17 protein-coding genes are annotated in these 18,403 nt (G+C 74.3%); 10 read left to right on the plus strand and 7 right to left on the minus strand.

Annotated elements, in window-relative coordinates; genetic code table 11:
• The first annotated feature begins 47 nt into the window (after positions 1-47).
• From ITJ44_RS05920 to ITJ44_RS05965, 10 genes are all read left to right on the plus strand, one after another.
• Complete coding sequence (locus ITJ44_RS05920; protein ID WP_194633784.1) at positions 48-1,523, plus strand: sugar transferase; 1,476 nt, start codon at positions 48-50, stop codon at positions 1,521-1,523.
• Positions 1,523-2,656, plus strand: coding sequence for a glycosyltransferase (locus ITJ44_RS05925; protein ID WP_194633785.1), 1,134 nt, complete (start codon positions 1,523-1,525; stop codon positions 2,654-2,656). Before ITJ44_RS05920 ends, ITJ44_RS05925 begins: the two co-directional genes overlap by 1 nt.
• Entirely contained in the window at positions 2,656-3,702 is a 1,047-nt protein-coding gene (locus ITJ44_RS05930; RefSeq protein ID WP_228494776.1) for a glycosyltransferase family 1 protein, read from the plus strand. The genes ITJ44_RS05925 and ITJ44_RS05930 overlap by 1 nt, the downstream gene beginning before the upstream one ends.
• Positions 3,699-4,883 carry a polysaccharide transporter gene (locus tag ITJ44_RS05935; protein ID WP_194633787.1) on the plus strand — a complete coding sequence of 395 codons (1,185 nt, stop codon included), beginning with the start codon at positions 3,699-3,701 and terminating at the stop codon, positions 4,881-4,883. Before ITJ44_RS05930 ends, ITJ44_RS05935 begins: the two co-directional genes overlap by 4 nt.
• A complete protein-coding gene (locus tag ITJ44_RS05940) occupies positions 4,880-5,929 on the plus strand; it encodes a polysaccharide pyruvyl transferase family protein (RefSeq protein WP_194633788.1) in 1,050 nt (349 codons plus the stop codon). Before ITJ44_RS05935 ends, ITJ44_RS05940 begins: the two co-directional genes overlap by 4 nt.
• The gene (locus tag ITJ44_RS05945; protein ID WP_194633789.1) at positions 5,908-7,614 is read left to right on the plus strand and encodes an O-antigen polymerase; all 1,707 of its coding nucleotides are present in this window, start codon (positions 5,908-5,910) and stop codon (positions 7,612-7,614) included. The genes ITJ44_RS05940 and ITJ44_RS05945 overlap by 22 nt, the downstream gene beginning before the upstream one ends.
• Complete coding sequence (locus ITJ44_RS05950) at positions 7,611-9,482, plus strand: DUF4012 domain-containing protein (RefSeq protein ID WP_194633790.1); 1,872 nt, start codon at positions 7,611-7,613, stop codon at positions 9,480-9,482. Before ITJ44_RS05945 ends, ITJ44_RS05950 begins: the two co-directional genes overlap by 4 nt.
• A 158-nt stretch (positions 9,483-9,640) precedes the next feature.
• Positions 9,641-10,228, plus strand: a complete 588-nt coding sequence (locus ITJ44_RS05955; RefSeq protein ID WP_194633791.1) for a YdcF family protein — start codon at positions 9,641-9,643, stop codon at positions 10,226-10,228.
• A gap of 67 nt (positions 10,229-10,295) precedes the next feature.
• Entirely contained in the window at positions 10,296-11,117 is an 822-nt protein-coding gene (locus ITJ44_RS05960) for an endonuclease/exonuclease/phosphatase family protein (RefSeq protein ID WP_228494500.1), read from the plus strand.
• A 76-nt stretch (positions 11,118-11,193) separates the two neighbouring features.
• Positions 11,194-12,177, plus strand: a complete 984-nt coding sequence (locus ITJ44_RS05965; RefSeq protein ID WP_194633793.1) for a RimK family alpha-L-glutamate ligase — start codon at positions 11,194-11,196, stop codon at positions 12,175-12,177.
• A 95-nt stretch (positions 12,178-12,272) separates the two neighbouring features.
• On the opposite strand, the gene ITJ44_RS05970 is transcribed toward ITJ44_RS05965, so the two are convergent.
• From ITJ44_RS05970 to ITJ44_RS06000, 7 genes are all read right to left on the minus strand, one after another.
• Positions 12,273-12,656 (minus strand): chorismate mutase, encoded by a 384-nt coding sequence (locus ITJ44_RS05970; protein ID WP_063070143.1) that lies wholly within the window; start codon positions 12,654-12,656, stop codon positions 12,273-12,275.
• Positions 12,657-12,739: 83 nt separating this feature from the next.
• A complete protein-coding gene (locus ITJ44_RS05975) occupies positions 12,740-13,159 on the minus strand; it encodes an organic hydroperoxide resistance protein (protein ID WP_194633794.1) in 420 nt (139 codons plus the stop codon).
• Between the two features lie 171 nt (positions 13,160-13,330).
• Complete coding sequence (locus ITJ44_RS05980; RefSeq protein ID WP_194633795.1) at positions 13,331-14,011, minus strand: response regulator transcription factor; 681 nt, start codon at positions 14,009-14,011, stop codon at positions 13,331-13,333.
• Positions 14,008-15,387 carry a histidine kinase gene (locus ITJ44_RS16135; protein ID WP_194633796.1) on the minus strand — a complete coding sequence of 460 codons (1,380 nt, stop codon included), beginning with the start codon at positions 15,385-15,387 and terminating at the stop codon, positions 14,008-14,010. The genes ITJ44_RS05980 and ITJ44_RS16135 overlap by 4 nt, the downstream gene beginning before the upstream one ends.
• Before the next feature lie 53 nt (positions 15,388-15,440).
• Positions 15,441-17,498: a serine hydrolase gene (locus tag ITJ44_RS05990; RefSeq protein ID WP_194633797.1), complete on the minus strand. Its 2,058-nt coding sequence runs from the start codon at positions 17,496-17,498 to the stop codon at positions 15,441-15,443.
• A 100-nt stretch (positions 17,499-17,598) separates the two neighbouring features.
• On the minus strand, positions 17,599-18,036 hold the full coding sequence (locus ITJ44_RS05995; RefSeq protein WP_194633798.1) for a VOC family protein: 438 nt from the start codon (positions 18,034-18,036) through the stop codon (positions 17,599-17,601).
• Positions 18,033-18,305 carry a hypothetical protein gene (locus ITJ44_RS06000; protein ID WP_194633799.1) on the minus strand — a complete coding sequence of 91 codons (273 nt, stop codon included), beginning with the start codon at positions 18,303-18,305 and terminating at the stop codon, positions 18,033-18,035. The genes ITJ44_RS05995 and ITJ44_RS06000 overlap by 4 nt, the downstream gene beginning before the upstream one ends.
• Positions 18,306-18,403: the final 98 nt, after the last annotated feature.

An 18,403-nucleotide genomic window follows, 5' to 3' on the forward strand; every position in this document is an offset into this window, starting at 1 on the left:
ACAGACACCACCGGCTCCCGATCGGAGCCGCCTGCCCCGGGGGACCAGTGGACACGCAACAGACACGACGCACGGACGAGGCCCAGGAGGGCTCGCGCTGGCGGGTCGTCTACGCCCGGCGCCTGGCGCTGAGCGACGCGATCGTCATCATCCTCACGACCTTCGGGGTGCAGTTCCTCTGGTTCGGCACGACGGCGGGCACGGTCGACCTCGGCGGCAACGCGCGCGGCGTGGCCGTGACCTACACGATGGTCTCGATCGTGCTGATCCTCGCCTGGCTGTTCGTGCTCACGGTCTACAGCACGCGCGACTACCGCATCGTCGGCACCGGGACGGCGGAGTACAAGCAGGTCGCCGACGCGACGCTGCGGCTCTTCGGGATCATCGCGATCGTCGCGTTCCTCGTGAAGATCGACCTGGCGCGCGGCTACATCATCACGGGCCTGCCGCTCGGCCTCGTGCTCCTGCTGCTCTCGCGGACGCTCTGGCGCGTGTGGCTGTCGGCCCAGCGCCGCCGGGGCGAGTTCTCCTCGCTGATCCTGCTGGTCGGATCCCTCGAGAGCACGACCCACACCGCCACGACCCTCGCCCGCGCCCCCAAGGCCGGCTACCGCGTCGTGGGCGCGTGCCTCACGGGCGACGCGCGGCCCTCCCGCCTCCCCGGCCTCGACGTGCCCGTGGTGGGGAACGCGGACGACGCGCTCGCGCAGCTGGACCGCCTGGGTGCCGACACGCTGGTGCTCACGTCGAGCGACGAGCTGCCGCCCGAGCGGATCCGCGAGCTGAGCTGGTCGCTCGAGCCCGGCCGCCACCACCTCGTCATGGCGCCCGGCCTCACCGACATCGGCGGCCCGCGCATCCACACGCGCCCGGTCGCCGGCCTGCCCCTCATCCACGTGGAGACGCCGCGCTTCGAGGGACGGAAGCTGCTCTCCAAGCGCCTGTTCGACATCGTCGTCTCCGGCATCACGCTCATCGTGCTGAGCCCCGTGTTCCTGATCCTCGCGATCCTCATCAAGGCCACGAGCTCGGGCGACGTCTTCTACAAGCAGGAGCGCATCGGGCTGAACGGCGAGCCGTTCCACATGCTCAAGTTCCGCTCCATGCGGATGAACGCCGACGCCGAGCTGTTCGCTCTGCTGGAGCAGCAGGGCACGGCAGACACCCCGCTGTTCAAGGTGACGGACGACCCGCGCATCACGAAGGTCGGCGGCGTGCTCCGCCGCTACTCGCTCGACGAGCTGCCGCAGTTCCTCAACGTGCTGCTCGGATCCATGAGCCTCATCGGCCCGCGCCCGCAGCGCGAGGGCGAGGTGGCGCTCTACGACAGCGCCGCCCGCCGCCGCCTGCTCATCAAGCCCGGCATGTCGGGGCTCTGGCAGGTCTCCGGCCGCTCCTCCCTGTCGTGGGAGGACGCCATCCGGCTCGACCTCTACTACGTGGAGAACTGGTCGCTCACGGGCGACATCATCATCCTGGCGCGCACGTTCAAGGCCGTCTTCGGCGCGGACGGGGCCGTCTGATGGGCGGGCTGCTGGTCCAGGAGTGGATCGAGAGGTCCGGCGGGTCCGAGAAGGTGTTCGACGCGTTCGCGCACGCCTTCCCCGACGCCGACCTCTTCACGCTGTGGAACGACGACCCGGGCCGCTTCGGCGACCGGCCGGTGCGGGAGAGCTGGATCGCGCGCACGCCGCTGCGGAAGCGCAAGCCGCTCGCCCTGCCATTCATGCCGCTCACGTGGAGCTCGCTCGACCTCGACGCGTACGAGTGGACGCTCTCGAGCTCGCACCTGTTCGCGCACCACCTCGGCCACGGCGATCGCGCGACCCGGCAGCACGTCTACGTGCACAGCCCGGCGCGCTACCTCTGGACCCCCGACCTCGACCAGCGCGGCGCCAACCCGCTCGTGAAGGCCGCCGCTCCCCCGCTCCGGGCGCTCGACCGGCGGCGCGCGCAAGCGTCGCACGCCGACTTCGCCGCGAACAGCGCGTTCGTGCAGGCGCGCATCCGGAACGCGTGGGACGTGGACTCCCGCGTGATCCACCCGCCCGTCGACGCCACCGCGATCCGCGCCACCGCGTCGTGGGAGGGCGAGCTCACCGGATCCGACGCCGCCGTCGCCGCGTCGCTGCCGGAGTCCTTCCTCCTGGGCGCCAGCCGGTTCGTGCCGTACAAGCGGCTCGACCTCGTCATCCGCGCGGGCGAGGCCGCCGGCGTGCCGGTCGTGCTCGCCGGATCCGGCCCGCTCGCCGAGGAGCTGCAGGCGCAGGCCGACGCCGCCCGCGTGCCCGTCGTGATCGTGCCGCGCCCCTCGGACGCCCTGCTCTACACGCTCTACCAGCGCGCGCTCGCCTACGTGTTCCCCGCCGTCGAGGACTTCGGGATCATGCCGGTCGAGGCGATGGCCGCCGGCGCCCGCGTGCTCGTCACCGACGTGGGCGGCGCGACCGAGAGCGTCGTCGACGGCGTCACCGGCGTGCACGTGCACGACTGGGAGGGCGCCGCCGGCCTCGCGGACGCCGTCGCGCGCGCCGCGGCCCTGGATCCGGCCGCGAGCGTCCGCCGCTCCGCCGACTTCGACGCGGCCGTGTTCGAGCGCCGCGTCGCCTCCTGGGTCCGGCACGACGGCGCCCGCCTCGACGGGGTCGTCGCGTGATGCGCCGGCTCGTCGTCAACGAGGCCTACGCGGGGCAGCGGGTGACCGGCCAGCAGCGCTACGCGACGGAGATCGCCCGCGCGCTCGCGGGCAAGCAGGGCGTCACGCGCGCCACGCCGTCCGGCGGCATCGCGTCGTCCGGCGCCCGCAGCTGGCTCTGGGTGCAGACGACGCTGCCGTGGATCACCCGCCAGGACGTGCTGCTGTCGCTCACCAGCCGGGCGCCGCTCGTGCACCGCCGGCACATCGTGGTCGTGCACGACCTCTTCGTGCTCACGAACCCCGAGTGGTACAGCCGCGAGTACGTCGTGACCCACGTGCCGCTGCTGCGCGCGAACCTGCGCGACGCGCGCGTGATCGTCACCGTGAGCGAGCCCGTCGCCGAGCAGGTGCGCGAGCTCGGCCTGTCCAGCGCGCCCGTCGTGGTCGCGCCCAACGCGCCGAGCCCCGTGTTCGGCGAGCCGCGCGGTGCCGAGGAGCGCGCCCGCGTGCTCGCGCGGTTCGGCGTGACCGACGGCGGGTACCTGCTGGCGGTCGGCAGCATGGATCCGCGCAAGAACCTGAAGCGCCTCACCGAGGCGTACCTCGAGCTGCCCGCGGAGACCCGCGCCCAGGCGCCGCTCGTGCTCGTGGGCGCGAAGAGCGCCGTCTTCGGCGACGTCGACATGGCCGAGTCGGACGACATCAAGCTGGCCGGCTACGTCACCGACGACGAGCTCGCCGTGCTCTACGCGGCGTCGCGCGGCGTGGTCTTCCCGAGCCTCGCGGAGGGCTTCGGCCTGCCGCTCGTCGAGGCGATGGTCGCGGGCGCGCGCCTCGCCGTCTCCGACATCGACGTCTTCCACTGGATCTGCGGCGACGACGCCACCTACTTCTCCCCCGCCGACACGTCCGCCATCACCGCGGCGCTCGCCCGGCTGGCCGCCGCCGCGCCGCTCGACGAGGAGGAGGCCGCCCGGATCCGCCGCGCCGTCACCTGCCGCTTCGACTGGCGCACCTCCGCCCAGACCGTCCACGACGCCTACCAGAGCATCGGGACGCGATGATCCGGCGGATCGGGCTGCTGCTCCCCACGGGAGCCGCAGGGCTCACGCGCGTGCTCCAGCTGGTGCTGCTCGTGGTGCTCACGTACCTGTCGGACGGAGCGGCCCGGAACGCGATCGTCACGGGCTTCGCGCTGCTCAGCTCCTTCGCGATCATCACCGACTCGGGGGCCGCGAACTTCCTGCTCTCGCTGCCGCGCACGCGCCTCACCCGCCGCGTGCACGCCCGCGCCGTGGCCTTCCACGCGGGGCTCGGGTCGCTCGGCGCCGCCGTGGCGGTCCTCATCGCCGTCGCGGCCGCGTCCTCGATCCCGGGCGAGGCCGTGCTGCTGCTCGTCGCGCTCGGCGTCAGCCAGGTGCTCGACTCGCTCACCCGCACGATCCGCGCGCCCCTGCTCGTCGGCCGCCGCGACGCCTCCTACGCCTTCCCCGACCTCGCGCTGGTGGTGCTGAAGGCCGTGCCGCTCGTCATCGCGACCCTCGTGCCCGAGCTCCTCGTGCTGCTGGCGTTCCCCCTGGTGTCGCTCGTCGTCACCGCGGGCACGTGGGTCGCCGTCCGCCGCGGCCTCCCGACCACGAGCGACGAGCCGGTGCGCGTGTTCCCGCAGATCCTCGAGTTCGGCCTCTCCGGATCCTTGAGCGCGCTCTACTCGCAGGCGCCGCTCGTGCTCGGCACGGCGATCCTCGGGGCCGACGCCGTCGTGCCGCTCGCGCTCGCCTACCGCATCGTGCAGCCGCTCGAGGTGCTGCCGGCCACGCTCTCGCAGCAGCTGATCCCCCGGATCCGCGCCGCCGCCCGCCCCGCCCGCGCCTACTGGTGGCGGTTCGCGCTCGGCGGCCTCGTGCTCGCCGGGATCCTGGCCCTGGTCCGCGAGCCCATCGCGCAGGTGTTCGGCGGCGACGCGTTCGACCAGGTCGTGTTCCTCGTGATCCTGCTCTCGGTCGCCCCCAAGTTCGGCAACTACGCGCTCATGGCCTACGCGATGGGCTCCGGCCTCGTGCGCGTGCGGCTCACCGCGACCATCGTCACGGGCGTCGTCGCCGTGGTCCTCACGCTCGTCGCCGCGCTCACGGCCGGCGCCGCCCTCCTCGGCGGCGTCACGCTCGTCGCCGAGCTCGTCCTGAGCGCCGCCATCGCGGTGCTCCTCGTCCGCCACCGCACCGCCAGGAAGGAGGACGCATGAGGACCCTCATCGTCTCCGCCGATCGCACCCTCGCGTCCGGCCACCCGCAGAACCTCGGGGACGCCTTCCTCACCGACGCGCTCTCGGAGCGCCTGCGCCGGGCCGGCCACGAGACCGTGGTCGCCGACTTCGGGCAGACCGCGCGGCTCGACTCCACGGAGGAGCGCGTGCGCGTCTCCGGCGTGCGGGCGCTCGCCGACGTCGTGCGCCAGGTCGACGCGGTCGTCGTCGGCGGCGGCACGCTCCTCGCCGACGACCAGCCGGACCGCCCCTTCGCGGGCCTCCCCCGCCTCATGGCCGTCACCGGCCTCATCGCGCGCACCAGCCGGACGCCGCTCGCCGTGTTCGGCGTGGGCGCGGATCCCGTCACCCGCCGCCGCGCGCGCCTCGCCCTCCGCGCGGGCCTCGACGACGCCCGCGTCTGGACCCGCGACCCCGACTCCGCCCGCCGCGCCGCCGGGTACGCGAAGCTCCCGGTCGAGGTCGCCGCCGACGTCAGCCTCTTCGCCGCCCCCGAGCTCGCCGCCCTGGCCGCGCCGGCCGACCGCCGCCGGGGCGCCGTGGTCGCGCTCAACGCGAAGCACTCGCCCGAGGTCACCGTCGCCGAGGTCGCGGCGCTCGAGGAGCGCTTCGGCGAGGTCGTCTTCGTGTCGATGGACCAGGGCGACGACTCCGACGCCGGCGCGCTGCGCCCCGAGGTGCGCGCCCGCTTCACGACCGAGCCCGGCGACCACGGCTGGCGCCGCGCGGCCGAGCTCATGGCGGACCGCGAGGTCGTCATCGCCTCTCGCATGCACGCCATGTACCTCGGTACGATGCTGACGACGCCCGTGGTCGCCGTCGGCGGCGCCACCAAGGTCGGGGCGTTCACGACCGAGTTCGGCACGCGCACGGAGCCCGCATTCGACCGGGCGGTCCGCACGGCCATCGGAGGCGCGGCCGACGCCGGCGCCCCATCCACCACCCCGGCGGCGCTCGTCGCCGCCACCGCCCGCCTGGACGCGGCTTTCGAGGAGATGACTTCATGGGTCCGACGTACCGCCTAGCGACCCCGGCGGTCTTCGCGGCCGCCGTGGCGCTCACCGTCCTCGCCGCGCTCGGCGGCGTGGCCCTGCTCGGCAACGAGCTCTCCTACCCGTTCATGATCGCGGTGCTCGCGATCCTGCTCGTCGGCGTGCTCGTGAAGGAGACGGTCTCCAACGGGGATCCGATCACCCCCGGCGGCATCGTCGCGTTCACGGGCCTGCTCCTGTTCGTGCTGCGCCCGCTCACGGTCGCCAACAGCATGGAGACGAGCCCCGGCGCCATCGCCGACACCCGCTTCTTCTCCCCCACGCTGCAGCTCGCCGCGAGCTCGGCCCTCATCGAGGCGCTGATCTTCTTCTCGGCGTTCTTCGTCATCTACTACTACTCGGTGGCCCGCGAGGCCCGGCGCATCGCCCGCGGCGGCGAGGACGCCAAGGCCCTCGAGGAGAGCGCCCTCGCGGGCGGCCCCGCCTTCGTCGACCCCGACACGCAGGTGCGCTGGCAGCGCGTGTTCAACACGTCGGTGTCGCAGGCGCTCGTGGTCATCTCCTCCGTGGTGGCGCTCGGCCTCCTCGTGTACCTGGTCTTCTCCTCCGGCGGCATCCAGGCGTACACGACGGGCCTCGCCAACCGGAGCGACTTCCTCTCCGGCAAGTCGTTCATCGGCCTCTCCTACATCCCCGTGCAGATCGCGATCGTCTACAACGTGCTCGCGCGCCGCCAGAAGGGCATCGAGGGCTGGAACTGGGTCAACCTGGTCGCGGTGCTGGTGCTCGTGGTCTGCGCCGGGTCCGCCGGCGGCCGCGGGCCGCTCATCATCGGCGTGTTCCTGCCGTTCCTGATCCTCAAGCAGATCGGTCCGAAGCCCTTCCGCTTCCGCACCATCGCCCTCATCGGCGGCGTCACGGCCGTGGTCGCGATGGTCTACTCGATCGTCATCCGCGAGTCCACGTTCGACAACGGCCGCTCGCTCGACCGCCTCACGCAGGATCCGCTGGGCGTCCTCCTCGACCGCCTCACCAGCGGCATCGAGACCCGGCCGTTCGACGTGCTCATCCGCCTCAACGAGGTCGCGTCGCTGCCCGACTTCGTCTACCAGTGGGGGGCGACCTACGCGGCGGTGCCCGCCTGGTTCGTCCCCCGCGGGCTCTGGGAGGACAAGCCGTTCGGCGGCGGCAACACGTGGTTCACGTCCACGTACGTGCCCCGGTTCTACGGCGTCAACCGCGTCGAGACGAGCCTCTCGGCGATCGGCGAGGCGTTCTCCAACTTCGGCATCCCCGGCGTCGTCGCCGTCGGCGCGCTCCTCGGGCTCGTGGCCGGCCTCTTCATCCGCGCCCGCATGCGCCGCCGCGGGCTCCTCGGCGCCTCCATCGCGGTCGTCGTCACGCCGTACCTCTTCTCCCTCATCCGCGGCGACGCGTACCAGGGCATGTCGACGAGCATCGCGTCGCTCGTGATCCTGCTGCTGTTCTTCTGGATCTCCTCCACCCGCAAGCAGGTCACCGGGCCGGTCAGCGCGCCCGTGCCGCTGCCGGACGAGACCGCGTCCGCGGCCGTCCGCGAGCAGGCGCTCATCGGGGCCGGTGCCGCCGGGCTCGGCGCCGTCGGCGGATCCGCGCCCGCCGACGCCCGCCCGGCGGTCGGCAACGGCCGCGCCTTCCCGGCCGGACGTCCGGCCGTGACAGGGACGCCCGACCGGTGAGCGGCATCGACGACATCCTGCCCCCGGCGGACGGCTCCGACGGCACGGCCGGACCCCGCAGCCGCCGCGCCGACCGCGCGGCACGCGACGCCTCCCGCACCCGACGCCCCCTGTGGAAGCGCAAGCGCCTCTGGATCCCCGTCGTGGTCGTCGGCGTCGCGGTGATCGGCACGGCGGTCTCGGCCGCGCTGATCCTCCCCCGCGTCGACACGGTGCAGAGCGAGCTGCGCGACGCGCTCCCGCTCTCCGACCAGGTGCAGACGGCGCTCCTCGCGGGCGACATCGACACCGCGAAGTCCGGCGCCGCCGAGCTCCGCGACCACACGGCGAAGGCCGCAGAGGCCGCGGACGACGGCGTCCTCGGGGCCTACGAGTGGCTCCCGTTCGTCGGCCCGAACATCCACGCCGCCCGGGTGCTGGCCGCGGCGAGCGACAGCCTCGCCACCGACGTCGTCACGCCCGCCACGGAGGTCTCCCTGTCGGCGTTCACGCCCGTGCTGGGCCGCATCGACCTCGACGGGATCCGCTCCCTCGGCCAGACCGTCGACACCGCGTCCGACGGGCTCGCCCGCGCCCGCGCCCAGCTCGACACCATCGACCGCGGCAGCCTCTGGGCGCAGGTCGCGGACGACGTCGACCTCATGGACGACACCCTCACGAGCACCGAGGCGACGGCGAGCACCTTCCGCGAGGTCACCGGGATCCTGCCCGACCTCCTCGGGGCGGACGGCGCCCGCAACTACCTGCTGATGTTCCAGAACAACGCGGAGGTGCGCTCCACCGGCGGCAACCCGGCCGCACTCGTGCTGCTGACCGTGGAGGACGGCAGCGTGCGGATCGCGAAGCAGGCGTCGAGCAACGACTTCCCGCGGAACGTGCGCCAGGGCGACATTCCCGACGAGACCGTGCGCCTCATCGAGCCGCGCTCGGACCGGTTCGAGCAGAACATCACGATGTTCCCCGACTTCCCCACGTCGGGCGCCCTCGCCAAGTCGTACTGGGAGGCCAACATCGGCGACCGGGTCGACGGCGTGCTGTCGTTCGACCCCATCGCGCTCAGCTACCTGCTGGAGGCGACCGGGCCGATCACGCTGGCCACGGGCGACGAGCTGAACGCGGAGAACGCGGTGCCCACGCTCCTCGGCGCCGTCTACAGCCAGTACCCCGACTACCTCGCGCAGGACCGCTACTTCGCGAGCGCGGCCAGCACGATCTTCGCGAAGCTCGTCACCGACACCCCGCCCGTCGTCCCGCTGGTCACCGCGATCGACCGGGCCATCGACGAGCGCCGCCTCCTGCTGTGGAGCACGGTGCCGGAGGAGCAGGCGCTCATCGAGGGCGGGCCGCTGAGCGGCGCGCTGCCGGACGACAACTCGGACGCGACCGCCATCGGGCTGTTCTTCAACGACATCGGCTCCGGATCCAAGATGAGCTACTACCTGCGCTCCGCGTCCCGGATCCAGGCGGAGACGTGCGACGACACCACCACGTACACGGTGTCCGTCGACATGACGAGCATCGCGCCGCTCGACGCCGCGACGAGCCTGCCCCGCTACGTCACGGGCCTCGACGGCACGGCCAAGGGCCGCCAGTTCGACGACCTCCTCGTCTACGGCCCCGTCGGGTCGACCCTCACGGGCTGGAAGACGGACGCCGACCTCACCACGGAGGAGGCGCGCGGCACCGACATGGGGCGCGGCATGATCCGCATCCGCACCGAGCTCGCGCCGCAGGACACGAAGACCGTCGACGTCACCTTCACGATGCCGGCGTCCGACGCCCCGGGCCCGCTCGAGGTGCGGCACACGCCGCTCGTGCGTCCGCTCGAGTCCGAGATCACGCAGGTCCCCTGCTCCACGGGCGGCTGATCCGCCGCCCGCCCTCCACGACGTCGCGTCTCCCGCCCCGGATGGGGGCTTCGCGGCCGTCACGCGCTCCGCATAGGCTCGATGAGCCGCCGCGGGACGCCCCCGTCCCCGCACGCCCGCACGCCGCCCCCGCGGATCCTCCAGGCCGAGAGCACACGTTGACACCCAGCACCACCACCACCCCGCCCCGCCGGGCGCACCGCGTCCGTCGCTGGATCGTGCGCTCCCTCCTGGCGATCCTCGTGCTCCTGCTCGCCTGGCTCCTGGCCGGCATCCCGCTCTTCGTCTTCCCGCCGGCGAGCCAGCCCGACAAGGCCGACGTCATCTACGTCATCGGCCCGCCCAACCCCACCCGCCGCGACCTCGCGGCGAAGCTGGTGGACGAGGGGTACTCCGACACGGTCGTCTTCTCGGTGCCGCCCACCGGGCCGCAGTCGGCCGCCGAGCTCGCGGCCTGCAACGGCGAGTTCCCCTACGCCGTCACGTGCGACACCCCGTCGCCGTTCACGACGCAGGGCGAGGCGCGCTACCTGCGCGAGAAGTCCGAGGAGAACGGCTGGACGAGCGCCATCGTCATCACCTGGACCCCGCACGTCACCCGCACGCAGCTGATCTTCTCGCGCTGCTTCACGGGCGACCTCATGGTGGTCGAGGACCCGGTGGACTTCAGCCTCCGCCAGTGGGTCTCGCAGTACACGTACCAGACCGGCGCGTTCGTCAAGGCGCTCGTCACGCCCGGCTGCTGAGGCGCGGAGCGGCCCCGTTCGTCGCTGCGCGGCCAGGCGGTCAGCCGCACGGGGTTGAATGGTCGTCATGACCCCCGCGATCGGCCCGACGACCGGCGACGACATCCACCTGATCTCGCTCAACGTGCGCATGCCCTGGCACGGCACCCGCGAGGGCGAGGCCGACCACTGGCCCGAGCGCCAGGAGGTGCTGACGCGCTTCCTGCAGCAGGAGCGCCCCACGGTGCTCGGCGTGCAGGAGGCGGTGTGGCCGCAGATCCAGGTGATCGACAAGGCGCTGCCGCCGTCGTACCGCATGGTCGGACAGGGCCGCGACGGCGGCAGCCACGGCGAGCACGGCGCGATCTTCTACCAGGCCTCCCGCCTCACGCTCCTCGAGCACGACGTGATGTGGCTCTCCGACACGCCCGACGTGATCGGCAGCATGACGTGGGGCAACCCCATGCCGCGGATCCTCACCTGGGCCCGCTTCCAGGACGAGGCCACGGGCCACCCGCTCGTCGTCCTCGACACGCACCTCGACCACGACGTCGCCGAGGCGCGCGACCGCGCCGCGGAGGCCATCGCCGAGCTCGTGCGCACGCGCTTCGCGGGGCTCCCGCTCGTGCTCATGGGCGACTTCAACGCGCCCGTCGACTCGTTCCCCTACGACGCGCTCACCCGCCGCGCCGGCCTCCGCGACTCCTGGCTCGACACCGCGCGCCAGGCGACGCCCGCCTTCGGCACGTTCCCCGACTACCGTCCGCCCGTCGTCGACGGTCCCCGCATCGACTGGATCCTCGTGGGCGACCGCGTGGACGTCCGCGCCGCCGCGATCAACGACTTCGCCTGGCGCGGCCGCATGATGAGCGACCACCTGCCGGTGCAGGCGCTCGTGCGCCTGAGCTGACGCCGGCGCCTGAGCTGACGCCGACGCCGGCCGTCACGCGTCCGCCGTCGCCCCCGGCGCCTCGTAGCCTGGGGGGATGACCACCGCACCGAAGGTATTCGCCATCCACGAGAACCCCGAGTGGTTCGGGCCGTTCGCCGCCGCCCTCGACGCCCGCGGCGTGCCGTACGAGGAGTGGCTCCTCACCGACGGCGTGCTCGAGATCGACGAGGCGCCGCCCGAGGGGATCTTCTGGTCGAGGATCAGCGCCTCGGCCCACACGCGCGACCACGCGCTCTCGAAGGACTACACGCGCGGCCTCATGTCGTGGCTGGAGGCGCACGGCCGCCGCACGGTCAACGGCCGCCGCACGATCGAGCTCGAGGTGAGCAAGGTCGACCAGCTCACGGCCCTGCGCGCCGCCGGGATCGAGGTGCCGCGGACGCGCGCCGTGATCGGCAGCCACCGCATCGTCGAGGCGGCGCGCGGTCTCCCGACGCCGTTCATCACCAAGCACAACCAGGGCGGCAAGGGCCTCGGCGTCCGGAAGTTCGACAGCGTCGAGGAGCTGGCCGCCTACGTGGAGGGGCCGGACTTCGAGGAGCCGCAGGACGGGATCACGCTGCTGCAGGAGTTCCTCGAGGCGGCGACGCCGCGCGTCACCCGCGTCGAGATCGTGGGCGGGCGCTTCGTCTACGCGATCCAGGCCGACACCGCGCGCGGCGGGTACCAGCTGTGCCCGGCGGACGCATGCGCGATCGACCCGACGACCGGCGCCCTCGTGATGCCGCCCGGCGCGACCATCGCGCAGCAGCCGGGCGACACGATCTTCTCGCTGCGGGAGGACATCACCGCCCAGCACCCGCTCGTGGAGCGCTACGTGGCGTTCCTCGCGGGGCTCGGGATCGAGGTGGCCGGCATCGAGTTCATCGAGACCGCCGACGGCCGGCTCGTGACCTACGACGTGAACACGAACACCAACTACAACGCGGGCGTCGAGGCGGTCGCGGAGGCATCGGGCCCGGGCGCGGTCGCGGAGCTGCTGGAGCGCGTGCTGCGGGAGGCCTACCCGGAGGGCTGAGCCCCGGGAGCCTGATCCGGACGGCCCGGCCCGCGCGGGCCGGGCCGTCCGGATCAGGCCGCCGAGATCAGGCCGTCCGGATCAGCGCGCCCGGATCAGGCCGCCGGGCCGCCGTCCTCCGGCGCGACCGCGGAGGTGGCGGCGCCCTGGTCCTCGGCGATCTGCGTGTGGTGGTGGATGACCTCCGCGACGATGAAGTTCAGGAACTTCTCCGCGAAGGCCGGGTCGAGCTTCGACTCCTCGGCGAGCGCGCGGAGGCGGAGGATCTGGCGGCGCTCGCGCTCGGGATCCGCCGCGGGCAGGCCGTGCGCGGCCTTCAGCCGGCCGACCGACTGCGTGAACTTGAAGCGCTCGGCGAGCAGGTGCACGAGGGCGGCGTCGATGTTGTCGATGCTCCCGCGGATCTCCCCCAGCTCCTCGAGGGCGGCACGGGCGTCGTCGTCGAGGGGCGCCCCAGCGGGGCCGGTGTTCTCAGGCATGCGATGACCCTACCCATCCGCGCCTGGACGACGGAGGCGGGCGTCCCCGATGGGGACGCCCGCCTCGAAGCCGATCCGGTGGATCAGTCGACGATGGTGACCTTCACGTCGATGTTGCCGCGCGTGGCGTTGGAGTACGGGCAGACCTGGTGGGCCGCGTCCGCGATCTCCTGGCGGCGCTCGGCCGGCACGTTCGGGAGGTAGACGTCGAGCTCGACCGCGAGGCCGAAGCCGCCCTGGCCGTTGTCGCCGATGGAGACGCTGGCGGAGACGCCCGCGTCCTTGGTGTCGACGCCGGCGTTCTTGCCGACGAGGTGGGTGGCACCCAGGAAGCAGGCGCTGTACCCGGCGGCGAAGAGCTGCTCCGGGTTCGTGCCCTCGCCCGAGCCGCCCATCTCCTTGGGGGGACGGGTGTCGAAGTCGATGCGGTCGTCCTCGCTGCGGACATGTCCGTCGCGTCCTCCGCCGGAGGCGTGCGCGATAGCGGTGTAGATGGGTTCCATGGATCCATCAGACCACGACGGGCCTGGGAGCGCGCGCCGGGCACGGTGGACGTTCGCGGCACGGACGGTGGATCGCGGGCGAACGCGGCGGGACGCGCGCCGGAGGGCGACGTGACGCCCGGGCGCGTCGCGGCGGCCGGCGCGACGGACAGCGCGACGGCCGGCCGCGGGTCAGGGCAGGAGGCCGGAGCGGTAGCCCCACACGACGGTCTGCAGGCGGTCGCGGGTGCCGAGCTTGGTCATGATCCGCGTGAGGTGCGACTTGACGGTGCTCGTCTCGATGACGAGCCGGCCGCCGATCTCGTCGTTGGAGAGGCCGTCGCCGAGGAGCCGCACGATGTCCTGCTCGCGCGGCGTGAGCACCTCGGAGCCGGGGTGCACGGCGGACGCGGTCCGGCGACGCGTGAACTCCGCCATCACGCGGCGGGTGGTCACGCCGTCGAGGGCGGCGCGGCCCTCGGCGAGCGCCCGCACGGCCTGGATGAACTCCTCGGGCTCCGCGTCCTTGAGCACGAAGCCGCGGGCGCCCGCCTCGAGCGCGCCGAAGACGTACTCGTCGAGGTCGAAGGTGGTGGCGACGAGGACGGCGGGTCCCTGGCGGTCGGCGCCGGTCTGGTGGTCGGAGGCGTCCGCGTCCGCTCCCGTGATCGCGCGGGTCGCCTCGATGCCGTCGCCGCCGGGCATGCGCACGTCCATCACGACGACGTCGGGCGCGAGGCGACGCACCAGCTCCACCGCCTCGCGGCCGCCCGCGGCCTCGCCGACCACCTCGATCCCGCCCGCCGTCTCCAGCACGACGCGGAAGCCGGCGCGGACGATGGACTGGTCGTCGACCAGGACCACGCGGATCACGCGTCGGCCCCCGGCGCCCGCCCGGCCCCCGCCCGCCCGGCCCCCGCCGGCACGCCCTCCACCGGCAGCTCGAGGCGCACGCGCCAGGTGCCGGATCCGGTGGGTCCCGCCTCCAGCCGGCCGCCGACGAGCGCGGCCCGCTCGCGCATCCCGACCAGCCCGTAGCCGGGCGCCGTCGCGGGGGCGGCGGCAGGCCGCGCGTTCTCGACGGTGAGGGCGATGCGCGCAGGACCGGCCTCGGTCGTGAGGGTGACCGCGGATCCGGGCGCGTGCCGCCGGGCGTTGGCGAGCGACTCCTGCACGGTGCGGTACGCGGTGACGTCGGCGAGCGGGGCGAGCGCGGGCGCGGTGCCGGACACGTGCTCCTCGACCTCGGTGCCCGCCGTGCGGGCCGCCGCCACGAGCCCCGGCAGGTCGGCGAGGCCGGGAACGGGGGCGGTGCCCGCCTCGCCGCCCTCGCCGTCGGAGCCCTGCCGGAGGATCCCGACGATGGAGCGCAGCGCGTCGAGGGTCTCGCGGCCCTGGCGGCGGATCCCGCGGAGGGAGTCCTTGGCGCGCTCCGGGTCGAGGTCCACCAGGCGCTCGGCGGCGCCCGCCTGCACGACGAGCGCCGTGAGGTGGTGCGCGGCCACGTCGTGCAGCTCGCGGGCCATGCGGGTGCGCTCGGCGGCGACCGCGGCCAGGCGCTGCGCGGCCTGGTGCTCGAGGCTCTCGGCCGCGCGCGCCAGCACGTCGCGGTCGTGGCGGCGGCGGAGCGCCACCCAGGAGCCGACGGCGGCGCTCGCGGCGGCGATGAGCAGACCGCTGACGAGGATCGACACGGCCGCGATGACCGTGTCGACGCTGACCGTCACGTCCACGGCCGTGGGCACGAGCATCCCGCGGACCTGGCCGGTGGCGGCCAGGTACGCGCCGACGGCCTCGAGCCCGATGGCCGCGGCGACGACGCGCACCGCGGATGCCGGCGCGAGCCGCGACCCGACCGTGTAGGCCGCGACGACGGGGGCGGCGGCCCAGAACCCGAAGTGCGGCGGGATCACCGCGACGAGCGCGCCCTGCAGGAGCGACACCGCGAGGAGCGTCGACCGCGGGTGGCGGCGGCGGAAGGCGAGGGGGACGCACTGCGCGACCGCGAGGATCCCGATGAGCGCACCCTGCGTCGGCGACATGCTGCGCGAGGTGCCGTCCGCCCAGACGAGCGCGGCGAGCACCCCGAGGAGCAGCGCCGTGAGGACCGCCCAGGCCGCGGCGGCGGCCGCGTCGCGCCCGGCCGCCGTGCGGATCCCGACGCGGGCGAGGCCGGCGCGCACCCGGTCGGCGAGCACGCCCCGCGGGCGGACGGCGACGAGGGCGTCGGCGGGCGTCGGGTCGGTCACGCTCCGAGCATGGCAGGCCGGCCGGGCATCGCCGGCGCCGTCGTCGTCACGCATCAGTAGCTCACGCTCGGCGCGAGCAGGCGGAAGCCGACCGCGAACGCGGCGACGGCGACCAGCGCGAGGAGCACGAGGATCCGCCCGGCGACGATCCATGCCCCGCGCCGCGTCCGCACGGCCTGCCACGCGGCGACCGCGGCCGGGATCACCGCGAGGGTGCCGAGGAGCTGCAGCCCCTGCAGCGTGCGGAGCGCGCCGGCGGGGACGTCGACGAACGACAGGGCCTGGACGGCGGCGGCGGTCCAGCCGAGGAGCGCCACGAGCGTCACGGCCTGGCCGATGCGGGAGAGCAGGTGGGCCCGGCTGCGGCGGGGACGCGGGGTGACGGGGGCGGCGGCGGCGCGCGCGGCCCGGCGGCGGCCGGCCCCGGCGATCGCGGTGGCCGGCCACGCCACGACCGACACGAGCAGCACGGCGACGGACGCGAGCAGCAGCGGCAGCGCCACGGATGCGACCTGCCACGGTTCCGCCCGCAGCATCGTGAAGGACGCGCCCCAGGAGATCGCGTCGACCGGTCCGCCGTCGGCGGAGGCGCGCGTCGCGAGCACGGCGTCGCCGCCCACCTCGCGCCACAGGTCGTCGCCCGCCTTCTCGTAGACGCCCGTCGTGACGCCGAGCGGCTTCGGGGTGACGGCGATGGTGCCGTCCGCGCGCGGCACGATCTCCGTCTGGCCGCTGAGGCCCAGCAGCGCGCCCGGGTTCGAGAACGGGGAGCGGGAGGAGAGCCAGGTGTCGGCGAGCGCGGCGGCGGCCGCGGGGTCGCCGGTCGGCGCGGCGGATCCGACGGCGGAGGAGGCAGCGCGCAGGTACCGGTCGGCGAAGCCCTGCAGCACGGTCGTGCGGAGCTCCAGCGTGTCGACGGCGTCGCGGCCGTTGCCGTTGAACGTGACGAAGATGCCGGCGTCGCTGTCCGGGAACATGCGCATGGCCGTGTGGAAGACGTTCGTGTCACCGTCGTGGCCGAACGCCGGGACGCCGGGCGTGCTGTCGTCGAAGAAGGCGAGGTCCATGCGCTGGCCGGCGGCGAGGGTGCCGAGCTGGTCGGCGCCGAGGGCCGGGCGGTGCATCTCGTCGAGGGTCGCGGGATCCAGCAGCGCCTCGTCGTCGGGCAGGTCGCCGAGGTGGCCGAGCATGAAGCGCGCCATGTCGGTCGCGGTGGCCGAGAGCGCGCCGGCCGGCGCCGCGTTGACGACCTCCGTCGGGTACGAGGGCTGGGAGTCGTCGGGGTAGCCCTTCGCGAGGCGCGCGTCGAGGTCGGCGGGGAGCGGCTGCGCGAAGGACGACGAGGTCATCCCGGCGCGGTCGAGCACCTCCTGCTGCACGAGCTCGACGAACGGCTTCCCGGCGACGCGCGCGGCGACGTAGCCGGCGAGGCTCGCGCCGTAGTTGGAGTACGCGGGGGTGGTGCCGGGCGCGAAGACCTGCTCCGGCGGATCCGTCCTCATCACGTCGCCGAGGTCGCGCTCGCTGCCGGCGACGCCGATGAGGCCCGTGATGACCTCCTCGAACCCGGCCGTGTGGGTGAGGAGGTTCCGCAGCGTGACGGCGCCCTTCGGGGTGTCGAGGTCGAAGTCGAGGTACTGCTGCACGTCGGCGTCGAGGTCGAGGCGGCCCTCCTCCACGAGCTGCATGACGGCCGTGGCGGAGACCACCTTCGAGACGGAGCCGACGCGGAAGAGCGTGTCGTCGGGATCCACCGGGCGGGCGGGGCCGCCCTCGGTGCCGGTGTCGGCGAGGCCGTAGCCGCGGGAGGTGAGCACCTGGCCGTCGGCGACGACCGCGACGGCGGCACCGGGGATCCCGGTCGTCGGCAGCGCCGCGCCGACGACGCCGTCGAGCCAGGCGTCGAGGTCGGCCTTCGTGAGGTCGTGGCCGCCGGGCTGGTGCTGCGGCGGGGCCGGGGGCGGCGGATCCGCGGGGCTCGCGGCCGTGGCGGCTCCCGCGGCGATCGGGATCGCGAGGGCCAGGGCGAGCGCGCCGACGGTCGCGGCGAGGCGCCGGGGTCGGCGACCGCGGGGCGGGGCGGCGGGGGTGGAGCGGGGTGTCGTGTGCATGGATCCCACGCTCCCCGCCCGGCCGCTCGCGCACAGGGCGCGGGAGTCGGCACCCGCGTTGCGACTCGAGTCGCAGGAGGGAGCCGCCGCGCGTCGGCCCTCAGGCGTCGGGCGCCTGCTCCCCGGGGGCGATGACGGGGTCCGGGGCGGCGTCGGCGACGAGCTCGACTTTGAACCGCTCGCCGTCCTCGAGGAACGCGGCGCGGTGGTCGGGCCCGCCCGCGAACGGGTGCCGGTCGACGTAGAGGCGCGCCCAGCCGTGGTCGGGCGCCTCGGCCCAGAGCCGGTCGACGTCGGCGGCGGATCCCGCGTGGAACGCGAGGTGGCTGAGGCCCGCGCCGCGACGGTCGTGCGGGGCGTCGCGCGGAGCACGGGCGATCACGAGGTAGGCGTCGCCGAGGCGGAGGCTCCGGCCGTCCGCCCAGCGCGCGTCCTCCGCGTACCCGAGCTCGCCGAGGATCCAGCCCCAGGAGGCCAGCGCGGCGTCGAGGTCGCGCACCTGCAGCTCCACGTGGTGGAGGGATCCGCGGTCCGTCACGCGGCGCGGCGACGGGCGACGGCGTGCTCGGCGAGGAACGCGGCGGACCGCAGCGTGAGCCGCGGCTCGGCCCGGCGCAGCAGCCGGGTCGCCGCGACGGCCTCGGCAGCGCGCGCGGGATCGGCCTCCGCGAGCGTGCGCTCCGCCCACTCCAGCGCGGCGGCGGGCGGCTGCCCGCTCGTGGCGGCGGGCCCGCCGAAGACCGCGTGCAGCCGGGCACGCGGATCCTCCCGGTCGCCGAGGATCATGGCCGCCCACCTGCTCTGCATCGTGCGTCTCCCGTCGTCGCGTCGTCCCTCCACGGTAGGGAGGCGGATGCCCGGCCGCGTCCGCCGTGCGGGGGACGCGGCCGCGCGGAGCGGGCGGA

Origin of the sequence: Clavibacter sp. VKM Ac-2873 (genome assembly GCF_015351075.1) — a bacterium.
Lineage (GTDB): Bacteria > Actinomycetota > Actinomycetes > Actinomycetales > Microbacteriaceae > Clavibacter.